Consider the following 18,368-nt stretch of genomic DNA (forward strand, 5'->3'; position numbering starts at 1 on the left):
TTGCCTGGGCCGTTCCGTGTTTGGCTAGGCCGTTCCGAGAACGGCGCGGGCAGCGTTGTGCCCTGGGATGCCGCTGACGCCGCCTCCGCGTCGCGCGCCCGCGCCGCACAGGAGCACCCGCGGATGCTCCGTCTCGACTCCCCAACGTCCGGTCTCGGCCGGGTCCTCGGCGTACGGCCAGGACAGGTCGCGGTGGAAGATGTGGCCGCCCGGCAGCCCGGCCTCGTCCTCCAGGTCGACGGGGGTCTTCACCTCAAGGCAGGGCGCGCCGTCCGGCGTGCGCAGCAGGCAGTCTTCGATGGGCTCGGCGAGGACGGCGTTGAACGAGCTGAGCGTGGCCCGCAATGCTTCTTCACGCGCGCGCGCCGGATCGGCCCGGAACAGACGGGCAGGCATGTACAGCCCGAAGAGCGTGAGGGTGTGTGCCCCTGCCGACCGCAGCTCCGGGCTGAGGATGGACGGGTCGGTGAGCGAGTGGCAGTACACCTCAGCCGGCGGCAGGGTGGGGATGCGGCCTGCGACGGCTTCGGTGTAGGCGGTCGCGAGCTGCGCGCGTGCCTCGTTGATGTGGAAGGTACCGCCGAACGCCTCGTCCGGCCGTACGGAGGCATCGCGAAGGCGAGGGAGGCGTGACAGCACCATGTTGACCTTCAGCTGCGAGCCCTCCGGGATGGGCGGGGCTGAAGATTCGCCCGTGAGGCGTGCCAGAACGGCCGGGGGCACGTTGGCCAGGACCCACTTCGCGCTGACGGCGTGCTCCGCGCCCTTCTTATCCCGGAATGTCACCTCCCCGGACGGGTCGATCGCCACGACCTCCATGCCGGTGCGCAGCTCGGCCCCGGCGGCGCGGGCGGCGTCGGCCAGGTCCGCGGTCAGCGCCCCCATGCCGCCGACGGGCACGTTCCAGTCGCCGGTCCCGTCGCCGACGACGTGGTAGAGCAGGCACCGGTTGGCGAGCAGCCCCGGATCCGCGGGGTCCGCGAACGTGCCGATCAACGAGTCGGTGAGGACGACCCCGCGGATGTCGTCGTCCGCGAACCGTTCGTCCACGACCTCGCCGATCGGCCGTTCGAACAGGTCGCGCCAGGCCTCCTCGTCGTCCACCAGCCGCCGCAACCCCTCACGGTCGCGCAGCGGCTCCAGCAGCGTCGGCGCCACGCGCCGGGCGACGTGCCCCGCCAGCTCATAGAACCGCCGCCACGCCTCGAAGTCCTTGCCGCCACCGGTGACGCCGGAGAACGACGCGGCGGTGCGTCCGGGATCGTCGTTGTCGACCAGCAGGCCGCCGTCGCCGAGCGGGGTGTACGAGGCGAACCGGCGGCGGCGCAGCTCCACGCGCAGACCCAGATCCCGGACCACCTGCGACGGCAGCAGGCTGACCAGGTACGAGTAGCGGGACAGCCGCGCGTCCACGCCCGGGAACACCCGTTTCGACACGGCCAGGCCGCCGAGATGATCCAGGCGTTCCAGGACCAGGACCCGGCGGCCCGCCCGAGCCAGGTATGCGGCTGCCACGAGCCCGTTGTGGCCACCACCAGCGATCACAGCGTCATACATGTGACCAGGAGATCACACGGCGGCGGCTAGCGGTTGAGCGCCTCCAGCAGCGAGGGATAGGCGAGGTGCAGTTCGCGCTGCCAGTAGGGCCAATCGTGCTGGCCGTCGTAGAAACGCGTCGTCACCGGGATTCCCAGGCTGCGGAGCCGGCCGCTGAACACCTGGGCATGGTCGTACGTCGCGGACTCGATCAAATCGGGGAGGATCGACCCGCCGAGCGGCCCGCGCCGCCCGTTGCCGCTGGTCACCCGCAGCTGGACGCCGCTGAGCCGGCCGGCGAGGTCGTAGGGGTTGTGGGCGTGCCAGATCGCGGCCTGGTCGTCGGGGTCGCCCCAGACGCGCCGCCAGTCGGTGCCGGGGCAGGCGAAGGCCGGGCCCCAGCCGGTGGAGTCGTTGCCCGGACGGTGTCCGTGCAGCGTGTGCAGGTAACCGCTGAACGACACGGCCGCCCTGAACGAGCCGGGGAACCGCGCCGCATACAGCATGGTGCCGAGACCGCCCATCGAGTTACCGGCGATCACGCGGGCCCTGCCCGCCCGGTAGCCGCGCTCCAGGATCTGCCGGAGCTCCGTCATGTGGAACGTCTCCCAGCGAGGCGGGCCGCCCTGCCCGTGGTTCCACCAGTCGGAGTAGTTGCCGCAGCGGCCGCCGTTCGGCATGACGACCAGCACGTCGGAGGTGGCGGTGAGCTGCTCGACGTCGGTGTCGCGCGTCCAGGCGGTGTAGCCGTCGACGCCGCCGTGCAGCAGCCAGAACGTCGGCCAGGTGCGCGAGGCGGTGCGCGACCAGCCGGGCGGCAGGAGCAGCCGCACTTTCTCCTCGCCGCCCATCGCGGGCGACTCGATGGTCAAGTCCAGTGTCCGTGGGGCGACCATTGTTTCGGTGACAACGGTCGCTCCGGAAGTTGCCATCACCGGTCCGGAGGTACGGATGGTGTGGCCGAGGGAGAAGAGCAGGATGAACGCCCCCACCAGCGCGGTGAGGGTGATGCGTCGACCCAATGCGGGGGCCTTTCGGGAACGGCGGAGGGTTGTCCCGAATATTCCCGTCAGCGCATTGTGTCAGCGCTCGCTTATGCATTTATCAAATACATTTGAACGTGGAATGCTCCGCGCTCGGCCGCGCGAGGCCGCAGTCACGCCGCGGCTCAGGCTGCGAGGCAAGCGGCGGGTCAGGCCTTCTTGCTCGCTCCGAGGGACTTCATCAGCGTCGGCCAGATGAACTTGGCCTCGCGGATCCACGCGGGCCAGTTGTGCCGACCGTTGCCGTAGATGTGTGCGGTGTAGGGCACGCCGACTGCGTCGAGCCGCTTGCGGAACTCGTTGTTGCTTGCGCCGACCGCGATCTCGCTCAGCAGGCCGATGTCCCAGGGCGCGACGTTCGGGTCACCCGGGCCGGGCCTCCCCGTCGTGCCGGACGAGAAGAAGATCCCGGTGCCCCTCAGCTTCGTGGCGAGTGCGTGCGGGTCGTACGCCGCCCAGTTGGCGTCATCGGCGAACGGGATGCCCCAGATGGCGAACGGATCCTGCCCGTTGCCCGCGTTCGTGAACATCAGCATCGCGGGCATGCCCGGCGAGCGCATCGACAGGACGCCGCTGAGTGACGCCGCGTACCTGAAGAGCCCTGGGTGGCGCCCGGCGTAGCTGATCGCGCCCTGCCCGCCCGAGGAGTTGCCGATAGCCGCCCGAACGCCGCCGCCCCTGTAGTTACGCTCGATGAGCTGGCGGACCTCCTGGGTGTGGAACGTATCCCACCTGGGGGAGCCGCCCTTGCCGTAGTTGTACCAGTTGGCGTACGAGCCGTTGGACGCCTCGGGCATGACGACGATGACGCCGTAAGCGGCGGCCCAGGACTCGATGTCGGTGTTCTTGGTCCAGGACGTGTAGTTGTCTTGGCCGCCGTGGTACGCGTACAGCACGGGCCAGGTGCGGGTGGCGTTCTGCTTCCAGCCCGCCGGGACCAGGATGCGGGTCTTCACAGACCTGCCGAGCGCGGGCGACTGGATGGTGATGTCGAACGTGCGCGCTGCGAGCCTGGCGGTCTTGGTGATCCGCGCGCCGTCCGCCGCGGGCCGCGGCTTGGGGGCGGCCTGTGCCGCACCGGTGCTGACGACGCCGATGCCCAGGACGGTCGCGGCGATCGTGCCCGTTGCCAACGAGCGTCGCCGGCGAGTGGACGAACGGCGGTGGACCAGGGCTGACATCTGTCACCTCGCAACGGTGCGCAGCCCGGGCGACCACGCGGCTGAGAGGTGAGTCTGGTCATGATGCTCAGGATGTGACAATAGACGCGAGTGACAATAAATGATCAAATACCTGTCGAGAATTGAGTCCTCGGCTGTATCTGGGTGCGTGTTCTAGGTTTGGCTAGAACATTGTTCTGGTACGTGGGAGGAGCCGGATGGCCACCGAGGAGCCGCCCGCCGTGGCGTTCTACGAGCCGCTCGGTGACGGCCGGTTCGCCGGCACCCCTGCGACCGCCGGACCGTGGGCACCGGAGTTCCAGCATGCGGGTCCGGTGTCGGCGCTGCTCGGGCGCGCGTTCGAACGCCACGACCCCAGACCCGGCGGCCGGGTCGGACGGGTGACCGTCGAGATCCTCGGCCCAGTCCCGGTCGCCCCGCTGCGGGTCACGACGCGGGTCGCACGGCCAGGCAAGCGGGTCGCCCTCCTCGAAGGCGAACTGTCCCACGAGGGGCGGGCCGTCGCCCGCGCCACCGCGTGGCGGATCGCGGCCGCGCCGGAGGGCCTCGAGCCGATCGAGAACGCGCCGATGCCCCCGCCCCCGCCTCTGTCCGGCTGGCCCCCACCTCTTTCCGGCTCGGCGCCGCCCCTGCCTGGCTCGGCACCGGCGCCGGCTCTGTTCGAAGGTTGGGCTGGCATGCACCTGGACGGCTATCTGTCCTCGATGGAGTGGCGTTTCGTGCGGGGCTCCTTTTCGCAGCCGGGGCCAGGCGAGGTCTGGGCGCGCGCGAAGATCCCGCTCGTCGCAGGAGAGGCCGACACGCCGCTGGTGCGCACGCTCGTTCTCGCCGACAGTGCCTCGGGCGTCGGCAGCCAGATCGACTTTGCGAAATGGCTGGTCATCAACACCGATCTGACCGTCGCGCTGCACCGGGATCCCGTCGGCGAATGGCTCTTCATGAGCGCCCGTCTCCACGCCTCGCCGGGCGGAAGCGCCCTGGCCGAGTCGACGCTCGCCGACGCCTCAGGCTCCTACGGCCGAGGCCTGCAGACCCTCCTGGTGGACACCCAGCCCTAGGCGGCCGCCGCGCCGGATCGCCCGTGCCGGGCAGCCGCTGTTGATTCGCACTCGCGAGAGCCTCGGCCGGCCGAACCTCAGGACGACGTGAGGTCCTTGGGCAGCCGCTCAAGCAGGCTGCGGAGGTCGTCAGCGTGGTCCTCCTCGTCGGCCAGCAGGTCCTCGAACACGCGGCGGGTGGTGGGGTCGCCGTTGCCCAGCCACTGGATGATCTCGGTGTAGGACGCGATCGCGACGCGTTCGGCGATCAGGTCCTCCTTGATCATTTCGACCAGGTCGAGGCTGGCGTCGTAGTGGGTGTGCGAACGGCCGGCCAGGATCTCGGGATTGAAGTCGGGCTCCCCGCCGAGCTGCGTGATGCGGTGGGCCAGCTTGCCGACGTGCTCGTACTCGTCGGCGGCGTGCTCCTGGAATTCGGCCACCACGCTCTCGGAGTAGATGCCGGTCGCGGTGTAGGCGTGCCGCTTGTAGCGCAGCACGCACACCAGTTCGGTGGCGAGGGCCTCGTTGCACACCTGGATGACCCGCTCGACGTCCGCGTCATACGCCTCGGTCACCGGGCCCTTGTTGATCTCCGCGCGGGCACGTTCCCGCAACGTGGTCACGTCACTCAGAAACTCGGCCATGTTCGGGGCCGTCCTCTCCGCTCGATTCCGCTCGATGGCTTCTCGCGTCTTCCCTCCCCGCTGGTCGTTGACCTATCCGGGCTCACGCAAAGTCATGGCGGCGCCAGATCAGGCCCGCCGACCTCCAATGAGGTGCTTGCCGTGTGATGGCCGGGCCGGGACCATGCCTTGATGGGCCGAGATCCGTCGCCGCCGCCTGCGACCGGAGTGCGCGTGTCGTGGTGGCAGGCTCCAGAGCGGCTGCGCGGTGCGATCGAGGCTCATCTCGGCGGCAAGGTGGCGGAGTCCCGCACCCAGCCGGGCGGTTTCTCACCTGGCGTCGCGGCGCGTCTCCGCCTGGACGATGGGCGACGGGTGTTCGTTAAGGCGGCCGGTGAGGAACTGAACGCGGACACCCCCGGCTTGCATCGGGCCGAAGCCCGGGTGGCGGCCGTGATACCCGCGTCCGCGCCGGTGCCGTCCTTTCTCACCTCGTTCGACCAGGACGGTTGGGTGGCGCTTCTCTTCGAGGACATCGACGGTCAGATGCCGCGGCAACCCTGGGACCCGGATGAGTTGCGCCGCGTTCTCGACGCTCTCAGCGATCTTGCCGAAGTGATGACTCCGTCTCCCATCGACGTGCCGACGGCAGGCGAACGCTTCGCGGAAGCCTTCCGTGGCTGGCGCACCCTGGCCGGTGGTGAGGATGCCTCCGGACTGGACCCCTGGGCCGTACGGCACCTTGGTCGTCTGGCTGAGCTGGAGGAGACGTGGGCCGATGCCGCAGCCGGGACAACGCTCGCCCACGCGGATATACGAGCCGACAACCTGTTGCTCACCGCCGACCGTGTCGTGGTCGTGGACTGGCCGTGGGCCAGCCTCGCCGCACCGTGGTTCGACTTGCTGGGGATGTTGCCGAGCGTCCGGATGCAAGGTGGCCCGCCGCCCGAGCAGATCTTCGATGCCCACCCGGCTGCGGCACGCGCCGACGACTCGGCGGTGACGGCCGTTCTCGTGGCGCTCGCGGGTTACTTCGTGTGGTCTGGACGCCAGCCTGATCCTTCAGGGCTGCCCACCTTGCGGGCGTTCCAGCAAGCCCAAGGGGAGATCGCCCTGACGTGGCTACGCCGCCGCACCGGCTGGTAGTCGCTGGGGGCGCTCAACTTTGGTTGACGGTCCGTAGCCATGCGGACGATGCCCTCCTGCTGGGAGATTTCTAGCGTCGGAGACATGCGCGGAACCGCACGTTCACAAAGACACAAGCACGCCGACGAACACGGGCAGGCGGAGGAACTCGGGCAGACGGAGGAACTCGGGCAGACGGAGGAACACGGGCAGACGGAGGGGGATGGGCAGGCGGAGGTCGACAGGCGTACGGAGGTCGACAGGCAGACGGAGGGAGAAGGGCCGAGCGGGGCGCTAGGCCGGAGGGCGATCGCGCGTGGGGCGGTGCGGGCGGGGGAGCGGGCGCTGGCTCCCGACCTGGCGCGTGGCCTCATGTTGCTGTTGATCGTCCTGTCCAACACGGCCTTCTACTTGTACGCGGCGCCGCATGGGCCGTCGGGCTGGCATCCGGTCGAGGGATCGCTGGTCGACCGCGCCGTGCAGTTCCTGATGATCATGATGCTTGACCTGCGCGTCTATCCGTTGTTCGCGTTCCTCTTCGGCTACGGGATGATGCAGCTCTACCTGCGCCAGCGGGCCGCGGGCACCGGGGAACGCGCCGCGGTGGGCATTCTCCGCAGGCGCAGCCTCTGGCTGATCGTCTTCGGCCTGCTGCATGCGACGCTGCTGATGGCTGGTGACATCCTGGGCGCGTACGGGGTCGCGAGCCTTGTGCTCGGCTGGTTGTTCATCCGCCGAGCGGACCGGACCCTGCTCGTATGGAGCCTGCTTTTCGGGGCGTTGACGTTGCTGCTCGCCGGACCCGCGCTCTGGGCGGCGGCCACGGGTGACCTCGGGGCCTATGGCAGCACGGACACGCCGCCCTCCACCGAGGCTTACGCCTCCGGTGAGGAGAACCCGCTCACCGCGGCGCGCACCCGCCTTGAGACCGGCCTGTTCGTGACGCTCGCAGGCGGGCTCTTTTCGGTCACCCTGCCGCAGTTCCTGCTCGGCTTCTGGGCCGCGAGGCGGCGCGTCCTCGAAGAGCCCGGCCGTCACCTCCGGCTGCTTCGGTGGACCGCCGTCCTTGGCATCACGATCGGCTGGCTGGGGGCGCTCCCCGCCGCGCTCGCACATGTCGGGGCGCTGGACGTTCCGGGGGCCGCCGTCAGCGAGACGGGCGTGCTCTCCCAGCTGCGGGAGGTGACCGGCATCCCGTGCGGCATCGGTTACGTGGCCTGCTTCGGGCTCATCGCGCACCGGATGTCGGCCCGGACTCGCGAGAGCCGTCCGGTGGTGGCGGTCGCCGCTGTCGGCAAGCGCTCGCTTTCCATGTACCTCGGCCACTCGCTGCTCTTCTCGCCGATCCTGGCCGCGTGGGGGCTCGGGCTGGGCGCCCACATGAGCAGCGCGACCATGGCGCTCTTCGCCGTCGGGGTCTGGCTGATCACCGTGGTCGCGGCATACGTCCTGGAGCGCACCGGCCGCCGCGGGCCGGCCGAGGTGGTGCTGCGCCGGTTGATGTACGGACGCCGTGAGATCGTGAACGGGACAGCCGCGACGGAGAGGAAGGCCCCGACATGACCGACCGCGTGACCGTTGCCGTGGACGAGGGCGTGGCCGACGTACGGCTGAACCGCCCGGACAAGCTCAACGCCCTCGACATGGCCACGTTCGAAGCGCTCGCCGAAGCCGGTGACCGGATCGCCGCAGACTCCTCCGTCCGCGCGGTCGTGCTGTCGGGCGAGGGCCGTTCGTTCTGCGCGGGTCTCGACTTCGCCAACTTCGCCGCGATGGCCGATGCCCCGTCGAACGGCGGCGAGCAGGGTGGTGAACGCTTCAAACGCCTGCTGACCGACATCACCGAACGCGAGCCCGGCCGCATCACCAACCTCGGCCAGCAGGCGGCACACGCCTGGCACGAGCTGCCCCAACCCGTCATCGCGGCGGTCACGGGCCATGCCCTCGGCGGCGGCCTCCAGATCGCGCTCGGCGCCGACATCCGCATCGTTGCGCCCGGCGCCAAACTGTCGGTGCTGGAGATCCGCTGGGGCCTCGTCCCCGACATGACCGGCACCGCCGCTCTCATCCGTCTCGTGGGGGAGGACGTGGCCAAGGAGCTGACGTTCACGGGGCGCATGGTCTCGGGTGAGGAAGCCGTGCGGCTCGGCCTTGCGACCCGTACCGCCGATGACCCTCGGCAGGCCGCCACCGTCCTCGCGCGTGAGATCGCTGCCAGCAGCCCGGATGCCATCCGCGCCGCCAAGCGGCTCCTCAACCGCGCCGCCGACCACGATCTGGCCGGCCAGTATCTTGAGGAGTCCCGCGAGCTGGGCGCCCTGCGCGGCTCGCCCAACCAGGCCGAGGCCGTCCGTGCCTACTTCGAGAAGCGGCCCGCGACCTTCTCCGACCCCGCCTGATCAGGCGGCGAGGAAGGAGCCGAACGGGAGATTGCGGACCAGCCAGAAGATCAGGACGAGGCCCAGGAAGGCCCAGAGGAGCCGCGGATCCGCGAGCGTGGTCCGCGCCGGGCGGCCGCGGGCGGAGGCGATGGTCCAGCGGATCCAGAAGAAGGCCAGCACAGGGATCATCGCGACGGCGAACACGTTCAGGCCAAAGGCTTCGCCGAGGTTTCCATGTGCCAGCGCGTGGATGGTGCGGAGCGAACCGCAGCCCGGGCACTGGTAGCCCGTCAGGGCCAGGAACGGGCAGGTCGGATAGTGGCCGCTCTCGTTCGGATCGACGACGGCGAGATAGGAGACGACGGCGGCGGTGGCCACGAGGACGCCGACCGGCCTCGCCAACCTGGACACCGGCCCGCCTCTCAGGGATGAGGCGGGCCGGCGCACGTACGACATGAGTCGGATTATCTCGTCGCCGTCAGCTGCTCGACGCCGCTACGACGATCAGCAGGTAGATGACGGCGAAGATCGCCCCGGCGACGGCGGAGACGATGGCCCAGGTCTTGGCGTTGTTGGACGCCTTCTGCGCCCCCGCGTAGTCGCCGGCCTGCCACTTGGAGTTGACCTGCGTGGAGAAGACGATCGACGCGATCCCCGCAGGAAGACAGCAGAAGAGGGTGGTGAGGATCGCCCACACGAGGTGGTTGGGAGGAGGGGGTCCCGACGGGGTGGAGGGGTAGCCGCCGTAGCCGGGGGTGTTGTAGCTCATGTGCAGTGAACCTCCGAAGCATGGGAGTGCGTCAGTGATGTTGACGTTGCTCCCGGTGTATTGGTTCTCGTAACCCTCTGAAAAGGCCGCCTGTGGCCACGGAAAATCCTCATACGAGGACGTGTTTGTGGTAGTCGGCGCCTTCGAGCTCGCGTACCTCGACCGTCGCCTGCGTGGACAGGCCGCCGGGGTCGCCGAGATGACGCACCAGGAGGTCGAGGGCGGTCTGTCCCAGCTTCTGCTTGGTCTCCCGGCTCCGGCCGGGCAAGATCGCCAGGTCGACATGGACCATCACATCGGTCTCAGCGCCCGCACCGATGACGACCTCATCGAGGCGGTAGAAGCGCGTCTTGAAACTACCGAGCGTGCTGTCGATCAGTGCGGACGCCTCCGCGTGCAACGCCAGCGCGAACGCTCGCCGATCGAATCTCCCGGCCAACTGAGCGGAGTACTCGACGGTGATCTGCGGCATGGGCATCTCCTGATCAGGCCTGCACGAACGTGGCGACAGCGGTTGTTGCGCCACCAGGTTAGTGATCGTCGTAGGAGGCACTGGCGGCAGGCATCCCGGGACGAGCACCGACTCGCCCATCCGGGGTCGCCGAGGCGGCCGGCTCGATGACCCCCCTCCGGCCCCCTTTGGCCGTGGATTGGTGGGGGGCTGACGGAATAATTGCTAGCGAATTGCGTGAATATACGGTTAAGGGCATTGGTTGATAACGTGGGTGAGCCGACTCACGAAGTGGGTAGGCCAGTGACGTCCTCCGCTTCCCACCAGGATGAAGGGTGCGGCAAACGACGGGTGAGGCTGGCCGTGAACCGGATTCTGATCGCTGAAGACGATGAGCGCACCGCCCGGTTCATCGAGGAGGGACTGCGTGCCCACCAGTTCACCCCGACCGTCGTCGGTGACGGCAACGCGGCGCTCGCCCATGCCTTGTCCGGCAAGTACGACCTGCTCGTGCTCAACATCGGTCTTCCGAGCCGCGACGGCTATGGGGTGCTGCGTGGAATCCGCGAGTCGCGGGTCGACCTGCCGGTGATCATCCTTACGGCCCACGACACCGTCCGCGAAACCGTTGCCGGGCTGGAGGGCGGCGCGGACGACTACATGACCAAGCCGTTCCGGTTCCAGGAGCTGCTCGCGCGGATCCGGCTGCGGCTGCGCACCGCGCGGGCGGCATTGGCCGAGCCCATGGTTCTCGGCATAAACGGGCTGTCGCTCGACCTGCGCACCCGCCAGGCCCAGACCCAGGACGGGCGCACGGTCGACCTCAGCGCGCGAGAGTTCGCCCTGCTCGATCTGTTGCTCCGGCACCCGGGGCAGGTGGTCTCGCGCGGTCAGATTCTCGACCACGTCTGGGGCTATGACTTCAGCCCGAGCTCGAACGTCGTCGAGGTCTGCATCCGGCAACTGCGACGCAAAGTCGGGGCAGACAAGATCAAGACAGTGCGGGGCATGGGCTACCGGTGCGGCTGAGCGGCGTGGATGAAGGAAATTCGCATTCCATCATTCCCCGCTTTGCCCCCGGCCTATCGGGGCCTTTGTGGGAATGGCCTGGAAAGTATGAGTAGACGCTCATTCCGCTCTCATACTGGCCTCACCTGGAAGGCCCAAGCTGAACCTGAAGCTCAGCTGAAGCGAACGCTTCATCTGACGTTCACCAGGAGGACAACATGTCGCGGATCCTGGTCGTCGAGGATGAGCCGCATGTCGCATCCCTCGTGACGGAGGTGCTGCGCCAGGACGGGCACGACGTCGTGCTGTCAGAGGATGGTGAGGTCGGGCTGCTCATCGCCGAGGCGGACGGCACCGACTGCGTCGTTCTGGATCTCGGCCTGCCCGGCCTGCCGGGGCGCGTGATGCTGGAGGTCCTGCGTGAGCAGGGCCGGAAGCTGCCGGTCGTGGTGTTGACCGGGTGGGACGATCCGGAGCACCGCTCCGCGTGCCTGGCCTCTGGGGCAAACGTGTTCTTGACCAAACCGTTCAAGGTCACCCTGCTGCGGACCGAGGTCCGTGCGCAGCTCGCCATCGCGGGAGCAGGTGAGGGGGGTGGCCTGTGAACCGTGTGGTGGTGCTTACCGACTCCCGATACCTGGGTCAGCGCATGCCCGGTGCCTTGGTCGAGGTGTTGCGCGGGCGGGGCGCGCCCGCCGTGCTGGCACTGGCGGATCGGCTGGTCGCCGAGGTGCGGGCGGAGGGGGCTGCGGCGCCGGAACCGGTGCGGTGGACAGGGCAGGAGCCCGCACTGCGCCCGGGTGATCTCGTAGTGCCGCGGACCCGGAATGCGTTCGCGCTGTCGCTGCTGTTCCGGGCCCAGCTCAGTGGTGTGCGTGTGGTCAACCGCTGGGAGGCGGTCCAGGCAGTGCGGGACAAGCCGCACGCCGTGCTGCTTCTGGCCCAAGCCGGGGTGCCGACCCCGCGCACCTTCCTCACTGACAGGCCGGCCTCGCTGGCCTATCTGCCGGCCGCGGCGTGGCCGCTGCTGCTGAAGCCCCCCTACGGCGACAACGGTCACGGGATCGTGCGGGTGGACTCCCCGCGCGATCTGGAGCGGCTGCCCTGGCCCGAGGGCATGGTGCTCGCCCAGCACTACGTCGATGTGGCGGGGGTCGACGTGAAGCTGTACGGGGTGGGAGAGGAGGTGTGGGCGGTGCGGCGGCCTTCGCCGCTGCTCGCCCCGGACGAGTGGGAGGAGCCGGTCCCCCTGCCGGTCACCAGGGAGCTGTGGACGCTCGCGCACGCCTGCCGGGACGCCTTCGGGCTGGAGCTGTACGGCGTGGACGTACTGCCGTCTCCCGCCGGCCCGCTGGTGGTCGATGTCAACGACTTCCCGAACTACACGGGCATCGCCGAGGCCCCGGACGCGGTCGCCGATCTCGTCGAATCCAGGCTCATGGAGGTGGTTCCGGCATGACCGAGACCAAGGCCGGGGCCCGCGTCGTCCTGGTTCACGGCAAGAAGCCGACGCCCCACTCCATCGTCTGGGGAGTGCTCGCGCGGCTGCGCGCCCAGGGCGCTCACATCCAGACCTGGCAGGACGCACCGGACCTGTCCCGGGCCGTCTTCGCACGCGCTGATCTGGTCATCCTGCGCTCGGTCCACCCCGCCACAGCGGAGTTGGCGCGGGCAGGCGCTCCAGCGGGGGCCACCTGGTGCAATCCGCCCAGGGCCACGGCTGTGGTCGCCGACCGCGTGGAGACCTGGCGGCGGCTCAACGTGGCCGGCCTCCCGGTGCCGTCTGCGCAGGTCGTGCACGATCCGCGGACGGTGGCGGCCATCGCCGCCGACGGGCCGGTGGTGGTGAAGACACCGCTGGGCAGCCGCGGTGAGGGCGTGGCGGTACTTGACCGGGGTGACGGCTGGCCGGTCGGCGGCCGAGGTCCCTGGTTGGTCCAGGACTGGGTGCCGGGCGACGGCTGGGACCGCAAGCTGTTCGTGATCGGGCCGCACGTCCACGGCACGCTGCGCCACTGGCCGGCCCGGTCGCCGACGGAGAAACTGGGCCGCCCGCTGCACCTGGACGACGGGTTGGCCGCGCTGGCGCTGGCCGCGGGCGGCGTGTTCGGGCTGTGCGCCTACGGCGTGGACGTGATCGACGGACCGGACGGCCCGCAGATCGTCGACGTCAACGCCTTCCCAGGGTTCAAGGGGGTACCTGGTGCTGTCAGCCTCCTCTCCGGCCACCTGCTCGGGCACCTGGAGGGGGGTGCGCAGCCATGCGCGTACTGATCGTCGGCGCCGGAAAGCTGGGTTGCGGCTACCTGGTGCCTCTGTTCCTGGGAGCGGGCCACGAGGTGCTGCTCGGCTGCCACACCAGTGCCATCGCCGACCGCATCCGATCCGTCGGCGGCTGGCGGGTGCGGGTCACCGGGGAGCCGCCCGAGGAGGTCCACGGCGTCGGCACCGCGGCGGTGGGCACCACGGACCTGGACGAGGTCGTGGCCGCCGCGGACCTGGTCGTGCTCAGCGTCGGTGTGGCCAACGCCGCCCGAGTCGCTCCGCACCTGGTGCCCGGGCTCGCCGCCCGGCGGGGGCGTCCGGTGGACGTGTGGGTGGTGGAGAACGCCGAATGCGCACCTCGGGTGAGCGAGGCGTTCGTCCACACCGCCGCGGCCAGCGGGGCGCGGCTACCGCCGGTCGGGGTCGCAGGGGCGGTCGCCCGCGTGGCCGTGGGCCGCGGCAGCTGGCACGAACCGGGGGTGCCCGAATTCGTCGGCGACGCCGCGCGACGGCTGACCGTCGACGCCCGTCCGCTGCGCCGGGCGCCGCCCGTACTGCCCGGCGTGCACACCACCGACCAGTACCGTGCCTGGCTGCGCGAGAAGCTGTTCGTCTACAACGCCGGCCACGCGCTCGCCGCGTACCTCGGCTGGCTGCGCGGTCACCGCACCATCGACGCGGCGATCGGAGACCCGTTCGTCCAGCCGGTCGTGGCAGGGGCCCTGTTGGAGGCGCGGCGCGCGATCCTCGCCGCGTATCCGGGCCTCCTGCCGGGACACGGCGTGGACCACAGCGCCGTGCACGGGCCGGTGGCCGACGTGCTCGCCCGCTACGGCAACACCGAACTCGCCGACCCGGTCACCCGGGTCGCCCGCGACCCGATCCGCAAGCTCGCCGCCGGCGACCGGCTGATGGGCCCGGTCGCCCTGCTGAGCGGAAGCGACCACCGCCTCCCGGCGCACTTCGCGCTGGGCGTCGCCGCCGCGCTGCTGTACGGGTACGGCGACGAGGCGGTGCAGGCGGCCGACGCGTCAGCGCACCGGCTGCGCCAGCTGCTGGACGAGCGGGGCGTGCTCGCCGTACTGACCGGTGTGTGCGGCCTGGCCGCCGACGATCCGTTCGCCGTCGCGGTGGCCGCCCGCTACCACGGCTTCGTGTTCACCGATGACGGCGTACGGTTCCCGCCGGCGGCCCCCGTTCCCGGCCCGGCGGCCCCGCCCCCCGACGCCATGTCCGAATGGAGGAAACAGCTTCTGGGGCAGGTGGCCCGGTGAGCCGGGCGCGGGTCTGCGTCCTGGTCGAGGCAGGTTCGGATGCGGGCCGCAATCCGCTGCTGCGCCCGCTCGGCGCGGCGCTGGCCGCGCGCGGCGTGGACTGCACGGCCTTCGACGCCACCGCTCCATGGACTCCCGCCGACCTGCCTGCCGCCGACGTGTTCCTCGTCAAGGGCGGCGATCCGGCGGTGCTCTGCGCCGCCGGGGCCGCCGCCGACGCGGGGGGCATCTGCCTCAACGACCTCGCCACGACGCTGCGGGTCATCGACAAGGCTCGCGTGCTGGCGCTGCTCGACCGGGCCGGGCTGCCGGTCCCCGCGACCACGATCGCGGCCGACGCCGACGCGGTGGCGGACCTGCTTTGTACGGCCGGGACGCCCCGGTTCGTGAAACCGCTGCGCGGACGGCTCGGCCGGGGAGCGGGCGTGCTGCGCCCGGGCGAGCGCCCGGTGGGCGCCGGCCCCTGGCTGGTCCAGGAGGTCATCGACGGACCCGGCTTCGACTACAAGGTGTGCGGTGTGGGCGGCCAGGCCGCGGTACTGCAGGTCCACGTCGAGCCAGGCCGCCTCGACGTGCCGCGCATCCCCGTTCCCGACCCGGACCTGGGGCTGGTGCGGCTGGGACTGCGCACCGCCGATCTGTGCGGGCTGGTCTGCTGGGGCGTCGACGTCGTCACCTGTGCGGACGGCCCGGTCATCGTCGACGTCAACACCTTCCCCGGCTACCGGGGGGTGCCGGCCGCCGCCGACTGGATCGCCGATGCCGCCCTTGCCACCGCCGGTGCGGCCGGAGGGACGGTATGAGGGAGCTGAGAGGCTTCCGCTTCGGCGGCGTCCTCGGCGCCCACCCGATGCGGGCCGTCGTCGTGGAGGGCTTCACCACGCGGCTGGCGTTCGGCGTGGTGATCTTCGCGATGCCGCTGTACGCCCGGCAGCTGGGTATGTCGCTGACCGAGATCGGTGTGCTCGTCGCGATGAAGGCGCTGGTCGAGCCGGCCGTCAAGCCCTTCATGGGCCAGGCGGTGGACCGGTGGGGCGCCCGGCGCGGCTATCTGACGGCGGTGACGGTGCGCCTGATCGCGTCGTTGCTGCTGTTCACCGCCACAACGCCCGCTTCGCTGTACCTGGTGCGCCTGGTCCAGGGCGCGGCGTCGGCCGCGCGGGATCCGGCGTCGATCAGCGTGGTCGCCGGCTCCAGCGAGCGGAGGCTCGGCCGGGCCTTCTCGGTGTCCTTCGGTGCGAAGGACCTGGGCGCCGTGTCCGCGGGGGCGCTCGGCGGCCTCCTGCTGTCCGGCAGCGGAAACGATTTCCGGCTGCTGTGGGCCTTCGTCCTGGCCATCTCCTTCGTACCGGTCATCGTGGTCTGGCTCTGGGTTCCGCGTCCCGACCGGCAACCGGCCCCCGCCGCACAGCCGGTGGAGCACCCGCCGGAAGCCCGGCGTCCTGCCGGATCACGGGTGTTGCGTGACCGCCGGCTGCGGCTGCTGTGCGTCCTGGGGCTGCTCGTCGGGGCGACCGCCCATATGACCCACGGCCTCTTCCCCGTGATCGCCGCCGAGGTCGCGGGCCTGAGTCCCGGGCAGATCGGCGCCATCTACTCCGCGTCGGTGTTCGTACTGCTCATCGTCGGGCCGCTGGCGGGCCTGGCCGCCGACCGGTTCGGCGCGGCGCCGCTCACCGGGGCGCGCAGCATCGCCAACACGCTGTCCTCCCTGCTGTACCTGATCTTCCCGACCGGCGCCGGCATGCTGACCGGCCGACTGGTCGACGACGCGGGGAAGGCCGCGTTCCGGCCGCCGTGGGGAAGCCTGCTGGCGCAGGCGGCGCGCGGCGCCGGGCCCCGGGCCGGCCGGGTCGTCGCGACCCTCGACACCGCGCTGTCGATCGGCGAGGCCGCCGGGCCGATCATCGCCGCGCTGCTGTGGGACATGTGGGGTCTGGCGGCGTTCCTTCTGGTCCGCGCCGGTCTGGGGCTCGCCACCGAGCTGTTCGTCACCCGGCGCCTGCTCCATGCCGTGCCCGCGCAGTGAGCGACCGGCACCGACTGCGGTCCATGCCTGGATTTGCGGGCGCCCGGGGAGGGGAAGTGGAGTGCCTGGCGTGTCGCGGGCTGGAAGGACTCGACGACGTCGGCGGCGGGGTCCTGGAGCAGCATCTGGGAGCCGCCCGGCCCGGTGACGATGTCGTTGCGGGAAGGACATCCCTGCTGAGCGCAGGCCCTCGGCGGCGAGGTTCTGGAGGAGCACCGCCACGTCGTCATGGCCTGTCCGGCAGGGCGAACCGCCTCGCCGGTACAACGCACTCTCGGCGAGCCACTCAGGCGTTGCCGGTGCTCGTCGATCGATTCTTTGGCTGTGCGCGTACGTGGATGCGCTCGCCCTGGGGGCCGAAGAGGCTGAGAAGCTCGACCGGACCTTCGCCGGTGCTGCCGAACCAGTGCGGCAGGCGCGTGTCGAACTCCGCGACCTCGCCCGCACGCATGACGATGTCATGGTCGGCGAGGATGAGGCGCAAGCGGCCGGACAGCACGTACATCCACTCGTAGCCCTCGTGGATGCGTAGGTCAGGCTCGTTCTGATCGTTCGGGATGACCATTTTGAAGGCCTGCACGCCTCCTGGCTGCCGGGTCAGCGGGACGACGGTCCGGCCGTTCGACTGGCGGGGCGTGAGACGGATGCGGGGGTCACCGACCTCGGGGGCGCCGACGAGTTCGTCCAGCGGCACCTGGTGGGCCTGTGCGATCGGTAGCAGCAACTCCAGGCTGGGCCGCCGCTGCCCGGACTCCAGCCGAGACAGTGTGCTCTTGGAGATGCCCGTCACCTCCGCGAGCGAGGTGAGGGTGACACCGCGCTCGATACGGAGTCGCTTGAGGCGCGGCCCCACCTCGGCCAGGGCGCTGGCGATCGCTTGGGAGTTCTCCATGAGGCCATTTCACCTGGTGGTTCCCGGAAACGGCAACTCAGGTTGTCGTGGTGGGATGTCGCGGGTTGCGAGACGATTTGACGTACGGGCGGGGACCGCATAGATTCACTCCTTGCCCCTGGAGGGAAGCGTGACGCCTGCGCGGCGGCCGTGCCACAGGGAAACCATCGAATGATCACGAGGGTGTGGTTCTCCATGCCCTCCGCATCGCGATGGGTCGGAATGGCTGGTTTTGACAAATCGGCTGGATCTGATGAAATAGCAACGCCCGCCGGAAATGGGGCCGCGAAAGCGGAACCAGGAACGACGGAATCAGAAAAGACCGGAAATTGACAAGCCGGACGGATCTGATAAAGTAAATCGAGTCGCCTCCGAGCGGGAAACGCGAAAGCGAAACCCAACGGTGGGTGTCCGTTTCTTGAGAACTCAACAGCGTGTTAAAAGCCAGTGCCTTTATAGGCCAGGCCGTCTTTGATGGTCTGGTCTCCCCGTGGCCATGGCCCTCTTTTGGGGGGTTGTGGTTGGGGATTTCTTTGAGGCAAAGCGATCTTGTGATCGCATTGCTGGGATTTTTCTCTGAGGTTTGGCTCGCCGGGCTCTTTTTGGGTTTGGTGGGTCGTTGTGCCTTGATGGAGAGTTTGATCCTGGCTCAGGACGAACGCTGGCGGCGTGCTTAACACATGCAAGTCGAGCGGAAAGGCCCCTTCGGGGGTACTCGAGCGGCGAACGGGTGAGTAACACGTGAGCAACC

General features: G+C 69.9%; 19 protein-coding genes and 1 rRNA gene. 12 read left to right on the forward strand and 8 right to left on the reverse strand.

Translation table 11 applies throughout. The annotated features are described in order from the left end of the window. Positions 1–24: 24 nt before the first annotated feature. The 3 genes from ACH34W_RS45990 to ACH34W_RS46000 form a co-directional block, all read right to left on the reverse strand. Entirely contained in the window at positions 25–1,557 is a 1,533-nt protein-coding gene (locus ACH34W_RS45990; RefSeq protein WP_395967562.1) for a phytoene desaturase family protein, read from the reverse strand. Positions 1,558–1,583: 26 nt separating this feature from the next. Then, positions 1,584–2,558 (reverse strand): alpha/beta hydrolase, encoded by a 975-nt coding sequence (locus tag ACH34W_RS45995; RefSeq protein ID WP_395967563.1) that lies wholly within the window; start codon positions 2,556–2,558, stop codon positions 1,584–1,586. A 170-nt stretch (positions 2,559–2,728) separates the two neighbouring features. Then, positions 2,729–3,760, reverse strand: coding sequence for an alpha/beta hydrolase (locus ACH34W_RS46000; RefSeq protein WP_395967564.1), 1,032 nt, complete (start codon positions 3,758–3,760; stop codon positions 2,729–2,731). A 197-nt stretch (positions 3,761–3,957) separates the two neighbouring features. Here ACH34W_RS46000 and ACH34W_RS46005 point away from each other — a divergent pair, with 197 nt between their 5' ends. Next, entirely contained in the window at positions 3,958–4,818 is an 861-nt protein-coding gene (locus ACH34W_RS46005; protein WP_395967565.1) for a thioesterase family protein, read from the forward strand. A gap of 77 nt (positions 4,819–4,895) precedes the next feature. Here ACH34W_RS46005 and ACH34W_RS46010 read toward each other — a convergent pair whose 3' ends face one another. Then, on the reverse strand, positions 4,896–5,444 hold the full coding sequence (locus ACH34W_RS46010; RefSeq protein WP_395967566.1) for a bacterioferritin: 549 nt from the start codon (positions 5,442–5,444) through the stop codon (positions 4,896–4,898). A 171-nt stretch (positions 5,445–5,615) separates the two neighbouring features. Between ACH34W_RS46010 and ACH34W_RS46015 the strand changes: the two genes are divergently transcribed. From ACH34W_RS46015 to ACH34W_RS46025, 3 genes are all read left to right on the forward strand, one after another. Continuing rightward, positions 5,616–6,569: a phosphotransferase family protein gene (locus ACH34W_RS46015; protein ID WP_395967567.1), complete on the forward strand. Its 954-nt coding sequence runs from the start codon at positions 5,616–5,618 to the stop codon at positions 6,567–6,569. Positions 6,570–6,653: 84 nt separating this feature from the next. Further along, a complete protein-coding gene (locus ACH34W_RS46020; protein WP_395967568.1) occupies positions 6,654–8,111 on the forward strand; it encodes a DUF418 domain-containing protein in 1,458 nt (485 codons plus the stop codon). Further along, positions 8,108–8,947: a crotonase/enoyl-CoA hydratase family protein gene (locus tag ACH34W_RS46025; protein ID WP_395967569.1), complete on the forward strand. Its 840-nt coding sequence runs from the start codon at positions 8,108–8,110 to the stop codon at positions 8,945–8,947. Before ACH34W_RS46020 ends, ACH34W_RS46025 begins: the two co-directional genes overlap by 4 nt. Here ACH34W_RS46025 and ACH34W_RS46030 read toward each other — a convergent pair whose 3' ends face one another. From ACH34W_RS46030 to ACH34W_RS46040, 3 genes are all read right to left on the reverse strand, one after another. Beyond that, the gene (locus ACH34W_RS46030) at positions 8,948–9,340 is read right to left on the reverse strand and encodes a DUF2752 domain-containing protein (protein WP_395967570.1); all 393 of its coding nucleotides are present in this window, start codon (positions 9,338–9,340) and stop codon (positions 8,948–8,950) included. Between the two features lie 67 nt (positions 9,341–9,407). Then, the gene (locus ACH34W_RS46035; protein ID WP_395967571.1) at positions 9,408–9,698 is read right to left on the reverse strand and encodes a CD225/dispanin family protein; all 291 of its coding nucleotides are present in this window, start codon (positions 9,696–9,698) and stop codon (positions 9,408–9,410) included. A 109-nt stretch (positions 9,699–9,807) separates the two neighbouring features. Further along, positions 9,808–10,170: a 5-carboxymethyl-2-hydroxymuconate Delta-isomerase gene (locus ACH34W_RS46040; protein ID WP_395967572.1), complete on the reverse strand. Its 363-nt coding sequence runs from the start codon at positions 10,168–10,170 to the stop codon at positions 9,808–9,810. Positions 10,171–10,512: 342 nt separating this feature from the next. Between ACH34W_RS46040 and ACH34W_RS46045 the strand changes: the two genes are divergently transcribed. The 7 genes from ACH34W_RS46045 (at position 10,513) to ACH34W_RS46075 (ending at position 16,725) form a co-directional block, all read left to right on the forward strand. Then, positions 10,513–11,178, forward strand: a complete 666-nt coding sequence (locus tag ACH34W_RS46045) for a response regulator transcription factor (protein ID WP_395967573.1) — start codon at positions 10,513–10,515, stop codon at positions 11,176–11,178. A gap of 197 nt (positions 11,179–11,375) precedes the next feature. Beyond that, the gene (locus ACH34W_RS46050; protein ID WP_395967574.1) at positions 11,376–11,762 is read left to right on the forward strand and encodes a response regulator transcription factor; all 387 of its coding nucleotides are present in this window, start codon (positions 11,376–11,378) and stop codon (positions 11,760–11,762) included. Further along, positions 11,759–12,616, forward strand: coding sequence for a RimK family alpha-L-glutamate ligase (locus ACH34W_RS46055; protein WP_395967575.1), 858 nt, complete (start codon positions 11,759–11,761; stop codon positions 12,614–12,616). The genes ACH34W_RS46050 and ACH34W_RS46055 overlap by 4 nt, the downstream gene beginning before the upstream one ends. Continuing rightward, positions 12,613–13,431, forward strand: a complete 819-nt coding sequence (locus tag ACH34W_RS46060; protein WP_395967576.1) for a RimK family alpha-L-glutamate ligase — start codon at positions 12,613–12,615, stop codon at positions 13,429–13,431. Before ACH34W_RS46055 ends, ACH34W_RS46060 begins: the two co-directional genes overlap by 4 nt. Continuing rightward, positions 13,419–14,696: a hypothetical protein gene (locus tag ACH34W_RS46065; RefSeq protein ID WP_395967577.1), complete on the forward strand. Its 1,278-nt coding sequence runs from the start codon at positions 13,419–13,421 to the stop codon at positions 14,694–14,696. Before ACH34W_RS46060 ends, ACH34W_RS46065 begins: the two co-directional genes overlap by 13 nt. Beyond that, positions 14,693–15,499, forward strand: coding sequence for a RimK family alpha-L-glutamate ligase (locus ACH34W_RS46070; RefSeq protein WP_395967578.1), 807 nt, complete (start codon positions 14,693–14,695; stop codon positions 15,497–15,499). The genes ACH34W_RS46065 and ACH34W_RS46070 overlap by 4 nt, the downstream gene beginning before the upstream one ends. After that, positions 15,496–16,725: an MFS transporter gene (locus ACH34W_RS46075; protein ID WP_395967579.1), complete on the forward strand. Its 1,230-nt coding sequence runs from the start codon at positions 15,496–15,498 to the stop codon at positions 16,723–16,725. Before ACH34W_RS46070 ends, ACH34W_RS46075 begins: the two co-directional genes overlap by 4 nt. A 286-nt stretch (positions 16,726–17,011) precedes the next feature. On the opposite strand, the gene ACH34W_RS46080 is transcribed toward ACH34W_RS46075, so the two are convergent. After that, positions 17,012–17,617, reverse strand: coding sequence for a helix-turn-helix domain-containing protein (locus ACH34W_RS46080; protein ID WP_395967580.1), 606 nt, complete (start codon positions 17,615–17,617; stop codon positions 17,012–17,014). 626 nt (positions 17,618–18,243) lie between these two features. Between ACH34W_RS46080 and ACH34W_RS46085 the strand changes: the two genes are divergently transcribed. Further along, positions 18,244–18,368, forward strand: a 16S ribosomal RNA gene (locus tag ACH34W_RS46085); the annotation flags it as partial.

The sequence above is a fragment of the Actinomadura sp. 6N118 genome (assembly GCF_044326415.1).
Taxonomy (GTDB): Bacteria; Actinomycetota; Actinomycetes; order Streptosporangiales; family Streptosporangiaceae; genus Spirillospora.

Coding starts and splice junctions, on each gene's coding strand:
- ACH34W_RS46050 (WP_395967574.1), top strand. CDS start 11,376: ATGTCGCGGATCCTGGTCGTCGAGGATGAGCCGCATGTCGCATCCCTC.
- ACH34W_RS45990 (WP_395967562.1), bottom strand. CDS start 1,557: ATGTATGACGCTGTGATCGCTGGTGGTGGCCACAACGGGCTCGTGGCA.
- ACH34W_RS46035 (WP_395967571.1), bottom strand. CDS start 9,698: ATGAGCTACAACACCCCCGGCTACGGCGGCTACCCCTCCACCCCGTCG.
- ACH34W_RS46005 (WP_395967565.1), top strand. CDS start 3,958: ATGGCCACCGAGGAGCCGCCCGCCGTGGCGTTCTACGAGCCGCTCGGT.
- ACH34W_RS46075 (WP_395967579.1), top strand. CDS start 15,496: ATGAGGGAGCTGAGAGGCTTCCGCTTCGGCGGCGTCCTCGGCGCCCAC.
- ACH34W_RS46025 (WP_395967569.1), top strand. CDS start 8,108: ATGACCGACCGCGTGACCGTTGCCGTGGACGAGGGCGTGGCCGACGTA.
- ACH34W_RS46010 (WP_395967566.1), bottom strand. CDS start 5,444: ATGGCCGAGTTTCTGAGTGACGTGACCACGTTGCGGGAACGTGCCCGC.
- ACH34W_RS46020 (WP_395967568.1), top strand. CDS start 6,654: ATGCGCGGAACCGCACGTTCACAAAGACACAAGCACGCCGACGAACAC.
- ACH34W_RS46065 (WP_395967577.1), top strand. CDS start 13,419: ATGCGCGTACTGATCGTCGGCGCCGGAAAGCTGGGTTGCGGCTACCTG.
- ACH34W_RS46060 (WP_395967576.1), top strand. CDS start 12,613: ATGACCGAGACCAAGGCCGGGGCCCGCGTCGTCCTGGTTCACGGCAAG.
- ACH34W_RS46040 (WP_395967572.1), bottom strand. CDS start 10,170: ATGCCGCAGATCACCGTCGAGTACTCCGCTCAGTTGGCCGGGAGATTC.
- ACH34W_RS46080 (WP_395967580.1), bottom strand. CDS start 17,617: ATGGAGAACTCCCAAGCGATCGCCAGCGCCCTGGCCGAGGTGGGGCCG.
- ACH34W_RS46000 (WP_395967564.1), bottom strand. CDS start 3,760: ATGTCAGCCCTGGTCCACCGCCGTTCGTCCACTCGCCGGCGACGCTCG.
- ACH34W_RS46015 (WP_395967567.1), top strand. CDS start 5,616: ATGGGCCGAGATCCGTCGCCGCCGCCTGCGACCGGAGTGCGCGTGTCG.